Genomic DNA, 13,306 nt, shown 5'->3' on the forward strand with positions numbered 1-13,306 from the left:
GTTATTAATAATTTTATACCATTAAACTTATCCAAGTGTAAGTAGAAATAATACCATAAATTAATATTATAAGCAACTATGAAATAACATTTTTTAAGTTTTTTGTAATCATTTGGTAAATAATTATTAAAGAATCGTGCAAAATTATTTCTTATCAAATAAAAATATCATAAGAACTTTAAAATTATTTTTAAAAAGCGAACTTATTTAAGATTAAATATAAAATTAACAATAACAACTTAGCTTTTATAATGAGAAAAATTTTTAATTGTCTTTACGTAGCCTTATTTAGAACAATAGAAGATGATGGCGTTGAACATTCGGGATATATGTCATTCATGATACTTTTATCTATTTTCCCTTTCCTAGTATTCTTATTAGCTTTAACAAGCTTTTTAGGAGCTTCAGAACTTGGTCAAAATTTTATACAAATTTTTCTAGAGAGTCTTCCGGAACAAGCAACGGAATCAATAGAAAAAAGAATACGAGAATTACTAAGTGCTCCGCCTCAAAGTTTAATGAATCTTGCCATAGTAGGCAGTATTTGGACTGCTTCTTCTTTTGTAGAATGTTTAAGGACTATTTTAAATCGTGTATATCAAATAAAATCTCCACCCCCTTATATAAGAAGAAGATTACTTAGTATTATACAGTTTCTTATAATTAGTGCCTTGATTACCTTTACTATGTTTCTTTTAGTGGTGATTCCAATATTATTTACAAAAATTCCGATAATATTAGAGACCATTGAAAAATATAAGGTCATTTTAAATTTTATAAGATATTCTTTAATTTTAATTTTATTATTTTTAGGTGCCTCGTCTTTGTATTATATATTACCTAATGTAAAACTAAATTTTATTGATGTATTTCCAGGGGCTTTATTAACTGTGATATTATGGATAATAAGCGGCTATTTGCTTTCAACTTACATAGTCTACTATAATCAATTAAATCTAATGTATGGTTCCCTTGGTAATATAATAGTTACATTAATATTCTTCTATATTATAAATATGATATTTATCTATGGTGCGGAATTTAATTATCTAATGAAAAATTATGAAAATATAGAGTAAAGTGCAGCTTAAAGCACTTCATTAGTACTTAGTTTTACAAAAATAAAATAATTAATTGAAACAATTTCGGCAGTTTTATATTTAATATTTTATATCAATCTTTATTTTAGTTGTAAAAAACAATTATTGTTTAGTTTTTAGGTTTTGTGAACAAAATACAAATTATTTAAAAAAATCCGGTTTAAATAACATAAAGCTCTCCTGAGATGATGTCGGTAATGGAGTTAAATTATATTGTGGATCGAAAGCATTCCCGTAAATTTTTTCTATTGTTTGGAGCGAACTTGGAGATTTTAAAGCCAACAATATTGACTTTAAAATAGTAAAAATTGCTATATATGGATCGGTTTCGGGGGAAGATAAGCGATGTTCTAAACGTTTGGGAAAAGCATTTGGAGTTCGTACGGCTACGCTTCTATTATTTCCACCGTACGATATATGCGTAGGAGCCATAAATTTTTTATTTATCCGTGAATAATCTAGAGTAGTAGGCATAAAAGCGAGTAGAGTGTTTAACATATAGTGACATAGCCCTTGTGCTGCTAAAATTATATAATAATCATTGAACTCGGGATTAAAATTAATATGAAAATGCATACTATTACCATAATCATCCAAAAACGGCTTAGGCGAAAAATCTATATAACCGTTTAATTGCTGTGCCATTTTTTTTAAAATAGTTTTAACCTCTAATATATTTTTTATATATTGTATTAAATTTACAGAAGGGGGAAGATCTATTTCAAATTGGTTATTGCCTTTTTCTTTTTTTATTTTAGCAATTTTAAATCTAGCTAAGTATTTTCTTGAAAGTATTTCAAATTTAGCTATATCAATATTGTGACTTAAATAAAACTCTATTTCTACGCCGATAATAGGGATTAGGTTATAGTCTTGATGAAATTGTGCTATTATTTTTTCTAGCTGTTTATTTTTTTGTAAACGACCGGATAAAGTATTAATAAAACTATTATAATTAATATGTGGTATTTTCATGGAAGGATTAATAAACGGATCAGTTTATTATAAAATTTTTGACAAAACATTCAATAATTCTAGTCATAGATATATAAAAAAAAATAACTCTATAAATGAAACAGAAATAGTTGAAAACAAAAAATCTATTACTACTTATTTTAAAGCACAAGATATTTTAATTTTAAACCAAGTACATGGCAATCAAATTGTTAATGCTGATGAGTCCATAATTGCCGTACCTGAAGCAGATGGCAGCATTACAACTAAGAAAAATTTAGTATTAGCGGTACAATCGGCAGATTGTGTACCGGTATTACTTGCAAGCGGCGACGGTAAAATAATCGGAGCGGCACATGCAGGTTGGAAAGGAAGTATAAATAATATTATTAGTAATATAGTTACTAAAATAACAGAAAAAGGAGCAAAGAATTTAATAGCAGTGATAGGGCCTGCTATAGCTCAAAGTTCATATGAAGTTGATGATGAATATTATAAAGCTTTCTTAAGTAAGGATATTAACAATAAACAGTTTTTTATAAACTCTATAAAAGAAAATCATTATATGTTTGATTTACCGGCTTTTGTAGAGTTAAAACTTAAAGAAGCAGGCGTCAAAGATATAAAAAATATTGCTGAAGATACTTACACAAATCCGTTAAAATATCCAAGTAAAAGACGCTCATATCATTTGCAAGAACCTTATAATCAGAATATATTATCAGCTATCGTAATGAAATAATGGCATTGCTAAATAAATATTGATGGTTTGAAAAAGCGACACCATTGCAAGGAGGCGTTGTTGCATGGACACTGAGTCATCATTGTGAGCAGCCATAGGCTGCGTGGCAATCTAGAAAATAATTAAAAAAATTCTGTAAATTAGAATTTTTTACTGGATTGCTTCGTCAATTACTTTGTAATTTCCTCGCAATGACGGGAAAACCGGTCTAAGCAACAATGCTCGCTCGCAATAACGATATCTATCTTTATTTAGCAATGCCAAAATAACTCTTCATTTATCGGAGTATATTAATGAATCAAGATAAACCTTACTATCAAATAGTTTATGCACCAAACGATATTTTTAAAAAACAAGCAGAATATATAGACATTGTTGATGATAATATTCGTACTATTGTCGATAAAATGCTTAAGAATTTACATATAGAAAGGGCAGTGGGCTTGGGTGCTAATATGGTAGGAATATTAAAGCGTATAGCAGTAGTTGACCTACATGAAAATAATAAATCATCGCCTATAGTTTTTATTAATCCGGACATAACTTATTTTTCGGAAGAAAAACAAACTTTTATTGAGGGTTCTTTATCGTTTCCAGGTATTGAAGCATCTATTACACGATCAAAAGCAATCAAGGTAAAATATCTTGATTATAACGGTAATAAGCAAGAACTAGCAGCAGAAGGCTTTTTAGCAACTGTAATTCAGCATGAAATAGATTATTTAAACGGCAAGACTTTCTTAGATTATTTATCAAAACTTAAGCGTGATACACTACTTAAAAAGATGCTAAAGCATATAAAACTCCATCCTCCACATATTCACGGTAGCGGTTGTAGGCATTAGACATTTTCTCAAACTTCGCTTCTAGAGGTAATTTATACATCGAGCCTAGACTCGTATCCTCACGTACTAGTGTGTAAGCTGCGGTGACAAGTGCTTCCGTGTCTCCTTTAAATTCCTCTCTATAAGCGTTTGGAAAGATGTCTATTAAAGTTTTTGACATTTAAATTTAAAATATGTTATAACTGACTAGTTAATTAACTAGTTAATTATATGAAAAACACAATTACAGCCTTTGATGCTAAAACCCATTTTTCTAAATTATTAGACCGAGCTAGTAAAGGTGAAGAAATTTTAATTACTAAAAGAGGGAAAGCTGCTGCAAAAATTGTTCCTATTGATTCTCATAATAATATTGAAATAGCAAAGATTGCAGCTCTTAGACTTCGAAAACTTGCAAAAGAAATTAATTTACAACCATCGGATTTAGAAGTATGGCTAAATTACAAAAATGAGGGTAAGAAGTAAAATGGTCTCTTTTGTTTTAGATTCTTCAATCACTTTATCATGGCTTATGCCTAATGAAGTAGCAAGCTTGGATATACTAGATAAAACCATAACAGAAGGAGCAATTGTCCCTGCTATTTGGGGTCTTGAGATTGGAAATGTATTATTATGTGCAGAGCGTGCAAAACGTCTTACTGCAAATCAACGTCACCAAGCAATTTATACTTTAAAGGATCTTTACATCAAAATTGATCAAATAACACTGGAACATATATGGTTTGAGACAATGGATTTAGCCGTACAATATGGATTAACACTTTATGATGCTAGCTATTTAGAGCTAGCATTACGCTGTGGGTTACCAATAGCAACACTTGATAAATCCTTAAAACAAGCAAGTAAAGCCGCTGGGGTCGTAGTATTGTGATCACACCTTCACAAGTCGTAGCCAAGCTGCCCAGTCACGTTTGCCTAAATCTTCTTCAAACGATAATAAGTCTTTTACCGTCTGCTTACATATTTCTACGGAAGGGATTATAAGCTCTTGTTCTTTTGTAGAATTTAGTAGGCATTGCGTTTTACAAGCTTGTTCTAAATGGTAAGTATAAAACATAGCTTCATGAATAGTTTTGCCGCAGGTAATAGCACCGTGATTACGAAGTAACATCACATAATTCTGTTTAAGGTCAGTAACAAGTCTACTACTCTGTTTGTCGGCATCTAGTACTAGAGAATTATAATTATGATATGATATTTTGTCGTAAAAATGTAATGCCCATTGACTGATCGGTAAAAGCCCGCATTTTAAAGCAGAAACGGCAATAGCTGCAGGAGTATGATAATGAAAAATGGCAGAAATATCAGGGCGTGTTTTATAAATACTACCATGAATAAAGTAACCGGTTTTATTATATTGATATTCTTCCCCTTCTAAAATTTGTCCGTCTAAACTAACTTTTAAAAGATTCTCTGTAGTTACTTCTTCAAATACTAGTCCAAAAGGATAAATATAGTAAAAATCGGCATTTTTAGGTCTTGCGGATAGATGCGTATAAGTATGATCATCCAGCGATAAATACGCCATTATTCGGTAAGCGGCAGCTAAATTATATTTTATATCCATAATTGTTAAAATCTATATTGGTTTTATGTTATTCTCGCGTGATGTTGTTGCGTGAATCAGCTTTCCCGTCTGAGCTACGGAAATTGCATAGCAATTGACGAAGCAATCTCAGAAGTCTGTTATTATTTTATGAGATTGCCACGCAAGTACTACGACTGCTCGCAATGATGGGGTAATATCTACACAACAAGGCCACACAGGAATGACATAGGAGCTGTGCAACAAATCCTCAACGCTATTTAAAAGGAGCGTATACCGCTTCTTCCTTCGTTTCTATAATCGCTTCTTTAGGAGCTTTTATGCATTCTTGTAAGGATTTCTTACCTAAATACGGTACTAGATTATAATTTAATATATAACATTGTAAATTATCTTTCTTACCGCTAAAGTTAAATTCAATTTTATTGCCTTGCTCCAATAGCTTTTTAACTTCTGTTGTTTGCTGGATAAAATTCTTTTGTTCTAAGTTTAAGTGTTTGATTCTTAGTATATTTTTTACTACGGAAAACGTAGAAACAGCAAGAAGCAGAAGGAATATAAATAACTCTTTATTACTTTGCTTGTGTAAGAAAATACTATTTTTAACATACGAAGCTGCAATCATTCCGATAGCTATAACATAACATCCAAGATATCTAAGTAACGATGCTCCTCTAATTGCCTCTTCATAACTAAAGTTAAAGAAATATAAATATAACCGCCACAAAGCAAAAATTATAAAACACGCAAACGTACTTATCAGGAAAAATTTATATTCTTTCAAATCCGGTTTATATTTACGAATTCCGTACCATGCAGCTATACAAATAGTATATACAACCAAACTTCCTTCTTTTAATAAGAATAACAAGAGAAATTTACCGTAATTTAGTAATAATGATCTATGCTGTTCATTAAAATTTTCAGCAATATATACTAAATTGCTAAAACTATGTTCGCATCTGTCAAAAAAATCATGGGTATTTTTAAAATAACTCATCCAAATAAAATTACACAAAATAGGTAAAGTAAGTAAAATCAGATACGTAATATAATCACTTGATTTTTTAGGCTTTTTATAAAAAATTGTATAATGAGCTATAAGAATTATCGAAGCAAAACTAGCAAGCCATGTTCCAATTTCTCGGAAAGAGGCAAGTAATATCGTAATAGGTAAAATAAGCAATAATGCTTTTTTCTTGTCTTCCGCAAGGATATAAATTGCAAAAATAGCTCCGAACATTAAGCCAATAGTACTATCGTTATATATTGAACGAATTCCGGTCGTATATAATACTACGCCGCAAAGTAAAAGTGAAAACAACATTCCGGTTTGCCACAATTTCTTATTTGCGGCTAAAGGAGCTAGAAATGCTAAATGTAATAAGAAATGAGCAAATAATACGTTACCGTCCGAATAACCTGAAAGTAGCAGCATAAAATAATGATAAACGGCAGCTCCCCTTGGATAATGGGCATGAGTAGTAATAATGGAAGTTAACGAAGACTGATTTTCAAAAACACCGAAATATAATAATTCTTTAGTAAATATTCCCCAATGTGAGAAATCATCATAAGCATGCAGCAATGCATCTCTGGTATAAAGAAAAAACAAAAGAATCAATAAAGTAAATACAATGATTTCAATTATATTTTTTCTAGATTCCTGCTTCCACAGAAATGACATGAAGGAGGTATTATTGCGTAGATCAAGAAATGTGTGCGGTGTCATACCGTGGCTTGACCACGGTATCCAAAAATATAACTTAAAAATACTAAACATTTTTAACTGGACCCCGCGATCAAGTTGCGGGATGACAGGAGCGGAGCCAACCCCTACAATAACGCCTATGAAATGCAGGAATGACATGAAAGCTAAAAATATACCGATGAAATAACATATATATGTTGCAGCCGGTAATAGCTTTAACATAGCAAAACAATATAAAATCGGTACTAATATGCTGATTGTTACGGGAATAGCGAAAGTCAATTTTGTTTTGAAATATTTGGCAAAAAAAGACGAAAACCCAAAAATGCTTAATATCGGTATTATGATCATATTAATTTGTAAATAATTTTTTGGTCATTGCGTGGATCGGTAAACCCACTGTGTTACCCCGTGGCTTGACCACGGGGTCCAAAAAACAATAAAAAATACTAATAATTTTAGTATTTTTAACTGGATCCCGTGGTCAAGCCACGGGATGACAGAGGTGAAATTGATTCACACAACAAGGCCACACGGGAATGACATAGAACGAAAATGTCCGGTACTATAGGTATCAATACCCGCTCGCAACAACGCCTTTATCACCCGTGTTTAATTTTAGCTTGTGCTGCGGCGATTCTTGCTATAGGAATACGGTATGGAGAACAAGAAACATAGTTTAAATTCATTCTATGAAAAAATTCTATAGAGGCAGGGTTCCCTGCATGTTCTCCGCAAGCTCCGAGTTTCAAATTAGCATTACTGCTTTTTCCGCGTTTTATAGCAATTTCAATTAATTCTCCTACTCCTTCTTCATCGAGAGTAGTAAATGGATCGGATTCAAAAATCTTTTCTTCTAAATAATATGGAAGAAAAGAGGCAATATCATCTCTAGAAATTCCATATGTAGTCTGAGTTAAATCATTAGTACCAAAACTAAAATAGTCAACTTCCTTAGCTACTTTCTTACTGCCGAGTGCTGCCCTGGGTAGTTCTATCATAGTACCGAGCGTAAAGGAAAACTTATATCTATAACGTTGTTCTAATTCCTCTATTACCGCATAAATATCCATTTTAAGCTTTTTTATTTCACCTACATTGCTAATTAAAGGAATCATTAATTCTAAGTTACATTCTATATGTTCTTTTTTATGTAACTCAAAAATAGCTGTAAAAATTGCTTCAATTTGCATTTGGTAAATTTCCGGCGAACATATACCAAGTCTACATCCACGGTGACCGAGCATAGGATTTACTTCATGCATAGCATGAAGACGTTGATTAATCATGGATAAAGGTAGATTTAAGCTATTGGCCAAATTCTTTTTATCTTCTTCGGTGGTAGGTAAAAACTCATGTAACGGCGGATCAAGTAATCTAATATTTATCGGTTTATCTTTCATTACTCTGAATAAAGCTTTAAAATCCTCAGTTTGCAGAGGTAATAATTTCTGCACGGCAAGCTTTCTCCGTTCTATATCAGGAGCAATAATCATTTCTCTTACTAAAGGAATTTTATTTTTATCAAAAAACATGTGTTCGCTACGACACAAACCTATACCTTGAGCTCCAAATTTTATAGATACTAAAGCATCGTTAACTGTTTCAGCATTTGCACGAACTTTTAAGCTACTAATCTCGTCTGCCCAATCTAAAATTAATTTTGATTCCTCACTGAAAGTAGGTTGAATTAACGGCATTTCACCTAAGAAGATTTTACCGCTACCTCCGTCAATCGTTATAATATCACCTTGTTTAATAACTATGTCGCCTGCTGTTAATATTTGCTTTTTCTCATCTATAGATAAATTACTTATCCCGCAAACACAAGGCTTCCCCATACCTCTTGCCACAACTGCGGCATGTGAAGTCATTCCCCCTCTAATAGTTAAAATACCTGAAGAAACATGCATTCCGTTAATATCCTCAGGACTAGTATCATGGCGTACTAAAATTACTTTATGATGATGAGATAATTTTTCGGCATCATAAGGTGAAAATACTGCAATACCTGTTGCAGCTCCAGGAGAAGCAGGGAGCCCCTCAGCAATAGAAGTAAACCCCTTACTGTAATCAATTCTTGTATGTAATAATTGATTTAATGATTCTGGATCGATTCGCATTAAGGCTTGTTCTTTAGAAATAAGCTTTTCTTCTACCATTTGTACGGCAATATTAATAGCAGCGATGGCTGTTCTTTTTGCAGTACGTGTTTGCAAAATATATAGCTTATTATTTTCTATAGTGAATTCTATATCCTGCATATCTAAGTAATGTTCTTCAAGCTTTTGCGCAATTTGTGATAACTCCTTAAACACTTCCGGCATCATTGCTTGCATAGAATTTGAATCATTTGCAATAATAGGCATAGGTGTTCTAGTTCCCGATACTATGTCTTCACCTTGAGCATTTATTAAAAACTCTCCAAAGAGCTTTTTTTCTCCTGTAGAAGGTGATCTAGTAAAAGCAACTCCCGTAGCTGAAGTTTTACCTAAATTACCGAAAACCATTGCTTGGATATTAATAGCCGTACCGAAATCCTCCGAAATATTATTGATTTTTCTATATATAACCGCTCTATTACTCATCCAAGAATGTAGCACTACTTTAATTGCCGATTCTAACTGTTCATAAGGATCATTAATTAGCTGCTTAGTATACTTAATATGCAACCGTTTGAAATCATCAATAATTTTTTCTAATAATTCTACGGTAATATCGCTATCTTTATGAATATCGGCTTGCATCTTGTGCTTTTCGTAAATTTGTTCAAATAGATCACTAGGTATAGATAATACTGTTGAACCGTACATTTCTAAAAATCTTTTGTAACTATCAAGAGCAAATCGTTTATCACCGCAGGAATCCGCAAGCGCATTACACACTTCGTTATTCATTCCAAGATTAAGGATAGTATCCATCATTCCAGGCATTGAAATCGTAGAGCCCGAACGCACCGATAATAACAAAGGATTACTTGTACTGCCGAAAATTTTACCGGTAGTTATTTCAAGTTCGGTGATAGCTTTTTTTAAGTCGTTTTGAAAGTTTTTAGGAAAGTTATTATTGTGGGTATAAAAGTAATTACATAGCTCTGTAGTTATTGTAAAACCATCAGGAATAGGTAGTTTTAGGTTGGACATTTCGGCAAGACCGGCACCTTTGTTACCAAGTATATTTTTCATGCTAGCGTTTCCATCACTACCATTACTGCCAAAATAATAAATTAATTTTTTCATATCATATATCAAAATTTGCTAACAATTTATGTGTTTAGGAGCATTAAATACATATTTATACAGTATGAAAAAAATAGTAGCAACGTTAAATTAAGAATATCTTTAATGAAATAGTTGAAATTTTAAATTTTTTAATAAATTTGTTATTATACTTACTAATTTAATTATATTCTGTGTACAAAAGTCAAATTTTCAAAAAAAATCTTATTAATTTTCGCTAAAAAATATCTCAAAATAGCAAATCAATTAGAAACCTTCACAGAACCTAATAAGTTAATTGAACTTATTCTAAATGTTGTTGACTAATTTAAGAAAATTGACCATAATCCTAAATGGTCGTGCAGTTGCGTGATGATATAGCAAAGCTATAGATCACGAGGAAAGTCCGGACTCTATAGAGGTATGGTGCCGGTTAACCTCCGGCAGAGTATTATTACTTTAGGGACAGTACCACAGAAAATACACCGCCAAGTATGAATACGAAGATCAACTTCAAAAAGAGCTAGGAGTTCACAAGACGAGGAACGGAGTGTATACTTAATACGTGAGTACCGTAGTACTTGTGGAATGACGCAGCCAATTTTTGAAATTGATCGAGTATTTTTGGTAAGGGTGAAAAGGTACGGTAAGAGCGTACCGGTAAGTTGGTAACAAATTACGCATGGTAAACCCCACCAAGAGCAAGATCAAATAGGCGTTACAGAACTTATCAAGTTCCCGGATTATCTCTAGCCGGCTTGTAATGCGGGTAGATCGCTTGAGGTAAACGGTAACGTTTATCCTAGATAAATAACTGCAATGAATTTATATTCATACAGAATCCGGCTTATAGACCTTATTGTCATCCCGCGACTTGATCGCGGGAGCTTAGAAAACAGCTTAATAAATATTAAATATTGATAGATCCTGCGATCAAGTCGCGGCATGACTAGGACTGTAACACAATTTAATGAAAAAGTTATATCATTATCCTATTTGTCCTCTTGCAAGACAAGCCCGTGTCTTCTTAAAAGAATTAGATATAGAATTTACTACGATTAAAGAAGATTATTGGCAATTCAATAAAGATTTCTTAAAAATAAATCCTGCCGGAACTTTACCTATTTTAGCAGAATCATACGGCTTATTTGTGGTAGGTATTTATCCTTTTGTTGAATATCTTAATAGCAAATATCCGAATTTTAATTTTTTAGATGAAGATATTGATATTTGTTGCGAAATTAGACGATTATTCTTTTGGTTTAACGATAAATTTTATCGTGAAGTTACTAAGATTATTATCGATGAAAAAGTTATAAGATCAATTGCTAAAATGAGCAGCCCACGAACCGAGTTTTTACGTGCTGCAAAAAATAATTTAAATTATCACTTAGAATATATAACTTCTTTACTAGAAAAAAGAAGTTATCTTGTATCGGATTCACTAACTATTGCCGATATTGCCGCAAGTTGTCACTTATCGGTACTTGATTATTTCGGTGAGATTTATTGGGATAAATGGACGCTTATTAAACATTGGTATTCACTAATTAAATCAAGACCGGCTTTTAGGTTGTTACTACAAGATAGAATCCCTGGCTTTACCCCTCCAAACTATTATACAGATTTAGATTTTTGAATAGACTTCTGCGGAAACTCTACTTCTAGAGGTAATTTGTGCGTCAATTCGCTGCTCGCATCCTCACGTACTTCTATGTACGCTGCGGTGCTGTGCTGCGTGTTTCCTACAAATTCCTCTCTATAGCGAGTTTCCGCAGAAGTCTAATATATAATTTAATAATTTGATTCTTTCCGTATCATGAGCTTTTAGTATTTTACGAATATTATTAAGGGATTGATTTTTTATGAGTGCAGGCTCATATTCAAGATGCACTCCACTTAAAATAGCTGTCCCGTCGCCGTAAGTACATTTTATTATTGCAGCCTGAGAATCCTCATAACTTGCTATTATTTCAGTATCTTTGGTATTTTCTGCATCAATAAAATATCCACCGCCATTATAAAAAGCATAACAATCCTTAATATTTAAATTAAGTGTTGGATTTATTTTTAGATAAGCGGCTCTTGCTCCTTTATGTGAGTTGTAATAATAAGGAGCAAGCAATGGTCCTCTAACCGTTCCATTGAAAATCTTTAATTCTCTTTTACTTATAATCTCTATATTTGTTCCTTTAGCGAATTCTATATAGTTACCGCTGTAGTAACTACCTGCACATATCCCAAGAAAATTACCACCGTTTTTAATATAATTCTTTATATTAGCATTTCCTTTGCCTTGCAATTTTTGTACATAGTACAAATCTCTTCCACCGAGTAAAATAAGTAATAAGGTGTTTTGAACCCACTTTTCGTCTATAATTTCTTGTGCAGTAATATAATCTACGTTATACTTTGGAGCATAAAGTCTTAAGGTATGCACGCAATGCTTAATACTTTCTTTTGAAACTCCTAGATCATTATAAATTTTTATTTTCATTTTTATATTCTTGACAAGGACATTATATAATTCTATTTAGTGTAATTACTTAAAAATAAATCATGCGGTAATTTTATGCAACTTAATTCAATCTCACTACCGTTAACCACAAGGCAAGCAATAGAAATAGTTTTAGGAGTGGCATTACTTACTATTTGTTCACAAATAGTAATACCTATAAAGCCTATATTTATTTCATTGCAAACCGTTGCAGTGATATTCATCGGACTTACATATAATAAGACTACCGCACCTTTAACAATATTATCTTTCATAACTCTTGGAGCAATGGGAATCCCTGTGTTCGGAGAATTTTCAAGCGGTTTACGAATATTATTCGGTCCTACCGGAGGATATCTAGCAGGTTTTGTAATTGCCGCATATGTTATGGCTAGCTTAAAAGATAAAATTTTTACTTCTAATAAATGGTTAAATCAGATATCTTTATGTTTGATCGGTAATATAATTATTATGAGTTTAGGCTGGATGTGGCTCTCTACACTCTTAGGAGCAGGCGGTGCATTTTACGGCGGCGTATTACCTTTTATAATACCGGGAATAATTAAATCAGTATTATTAATTGGACTTATCAATGCAGTAAAACCAAAAACTCGATGAACTTCAGTATTACCTAAAAACAGTTGATCTAAAGTTTCGATGTCATTCCCGCGCAAGCGGGAATCCGCTACTTTT

At 32.3% G+C, this 13,306-nt stretch carries 12 protein-coding genes, 1 other RNA gene and 3 pseudogenes; 10 read left to right on the top strand and 6 right to left on the bottom strand.

The genetic code is table 11. The annotated features are described in order from the left end of the window. The first annotated feature begins 251 nt into the window (after window positions 1–251). On the top strand, window positions 252–1,079 hold the full coding sequence (locus tag MCI_RS00425; protein ID WP_014409203.1) for a YihY/virulence factor BrkB family protein: 828 nt from the start codon (window positions 252–254) through the stop codon (window positions 1,077–1,079). Window positions 1,080–1,241: 162 nt separating this feature from the next. On the opposite strand, the gene MCI_RS00430 is transcribed toward MCI_RS00425, so the two are convergent. Next, window positions 1,242–2,075 carry a glutamine synthetase family protein gene (locus MCI_RS00430; RefSeq protein ID WP_014409204.1) on the bottom strand — a complete coding sequence of 278 codons (834 nt, stop codon included), beginning with the start codon at window positions 2,073–2,075 and terminating at the stop codon, window positions 1,242–1,244. Between MCI_RS00430 and pgeF the strand changes: the two genes are divergently transcribed. From pgeF to MCI_RS00450, 5 genes and pseudogenes are all read left to right on the top strand, one after another. Continuing rightward, the gene (gene pgeF, locus MCI_RS00435; protein ID WP_012150859.1) at window positions 2,074–2,796 is read left to right on the top strand and encodes a peptidoglycan editing factor PgeF; all 723 of its coding nucleotides are present in this window, start codon (window positions 2,074–2,076) and stop codon (window positions 2,794–2,796) included. The two genes, MCI_RS00430 and pgeF, sit on opposite strands and share 2 nt — an antisense overlap. Window positions 2,797–2,867: 71 nt before the next feature. Beyond that, a pseudogene (locus MCI_RS10415) lies at window positions 2,868–3,001 on the top strand (lytic transglycosylase domain-containing protein); the annotation flags it as partial. Between the two features lie 88 nt (window positions 3,002–3,089). After that, window positions 3,090–3,641, top strand: a complete 552-nt coding sequence (gene def, locus MCI_RS00440) for a peptide deformylase (protein WP_014409205.1) — start codon at window positions 3,090–3,092, stop codon at window positions 3,639–3,641. Window positions 3,642–3,851: 210 nt separating this feature from the next. Beyond that, window positions 3,852–4,106 carry a type II toxin-antitoxin system Phd/YefM family antitoxin gene (locus tag MCI_RS00445; RefSeq protein WP_014409207.1) on the top strand — a complete coding sequence of 85 codons (255 nt, stop codon included), beginning with the start codon at window positions 3,852–3,854 and terminating at the stop codon, window positions 4,104–4,106. Window position 4,107: 1 nt separating this feature from the next. Next, window positions 4,108–4,512 carry a type II toxin-antitoxin system VapC family toxin gene (locus tag MCI_RS00450; protein ID WP_041404085.1) on the top strand — a complete coding sequence of 135 codons (405 nt, stop codon included), beginning with the start codon at window positions 4,108–4,110 and terminating at the stop codon, window positions 4,510–4,512. Here MCI_RS00450 and MCI_RS00455 read toward each other — a convergent pair whose 3' ends face one another. Both MCI_RS00455 and MCI_RS00460 read right to left on the bottom strand, forming a co-directional pair. Then, entirely contained in the window at window positions 4,513–5,208 is a 696-nt protein-coding gene (locus MCI_RS00455; RefSeq protein WP_014409209.1) for a class II aldolase/adducin family protein, read from the bottom strand. A 235-nt stretch (window positions 5,209–5,443) separates the two neighbouring features. Continuing rightward, window positions 5,444–7,120 carry a hypothetical protein gene (locus MCI_RS00460; RefSeq protein ID WP_332248932.1) on the bottom strand — a complete coding sequence of 559 codons (1,677 nt, stop codon included), beginning with the start codon at window positions 7,118–7,120 and terminating at the stop codon, window positions 5,444–5,446. 28 nt (window positions 7,121–7,148) lie between these two features. On the opposite strand from MCI_RS00460, the gene MCI_RS10420 reads away from it, so the two are divergent. After that, the gene (locus tag MCI_RS10420; RefSeq protein ID WP_014408648.1) at window positions 7,149–7,265 is read left to right on the top strand and encodes a hypothetical protein; all 117 of its coding nucleotides are present in this window, start codon (window positions 7,149–7,151) and stop codon (window positions 7,263–7,265) included. 235 nt (window positions 7,266–7,500) lie between these two features. Here the strand turns inward: MCI_RS10420 and ppdK are convergent, their stop codons facing one another. After that, window positions 7,501–10,137, bottom strand: a complete 2,637-nt coding sequence (gene ppdK / locus MCI_RS00465) for a pyruvate, phosphate dikinase (RefSeq protein WP_014409211.1) — start codon at window positions 10,135–10,137, stop codon at window positions 7,501–7,503. A 328-nt stretch (window positions 10,138–10,465) separates the two neighbouring features. Here ppdK and rnpB point away from each other — a divergent pair. Together rnpB and MCI_RS00470 are read left to right on the top strand one after the other, a co-directional pair. Then, window positions 10,466–10,982: RNase P RNA component class A (gene rnpB, locus MCI_RS07055), an RNA gene on the top strand. 104 nt (window positions 10,983–11,086) lie between these two features. Further along, the gene (locus MCI_RS00470) at window positions 11,087–11,755 is read left to right on the top strand and encodes a glutathione S-transferase family protein (RefSeq protein ID WP_014409212.1); all 669 of its coding nucleotides are present in this window, start codon (window positions 11,087–11,089) and stop codon (window positions 11,753–11,755) included. Here MCI_RS00470 and MCI_RS07115 read toward each other — a convergent pair. Continuing rightward, window positions 11,743–11,880: pseudogene (locus MCI_RS07115) on the bottom strand (palindromic element RPE1 domain-containing protein); the annotation flags it as partial. The gene MCI_RS00470 and the pseudogene MCI_RS07115 sit on opposite strands and share 13 nt — an antisense overlap. Then, window positions 11,862–12,613 (bottom strand): annotated as a pseudogene (locus tag MCI_RS00475) (BPL-N domain-containing protein). The pseudogenes MCI_RS00475 and MCI_RS07115, both read right to left, overlap by 19 nt. A gap of 75 nt (window positions 12,614–12,688) precedes the next feature. Between MCI_RS00475 and MCI_RS00480 the strand changes: the two are divergent. Then, window positions 12,689–13,231 carry a biotin transporter BioY gene (locus MCI_RS00480; RefSeq protein ID WP_014409213.1) on the top strand — a complete coding sequence of 181 codons (543 nt, stop codon included), beginning with the start codon at window positions 12,689–12,691 and terminating at the stop codon, window positions 13,229–13,231. Window positions 13,232–13,306 lie beyond the last annotated feature (75 nt).

Source organism: Rickettsia montanensis str. OSU 85-930, assembly GCF_000284175.1.
In the GTDB taxonomy this organism is placed as follows: Bacteria; Pseudomonadota; Alphaproteobacteria; order Rickettsiales; family Rickettsiaceae; genus Rickettsia; species Rickettsia rickettsii.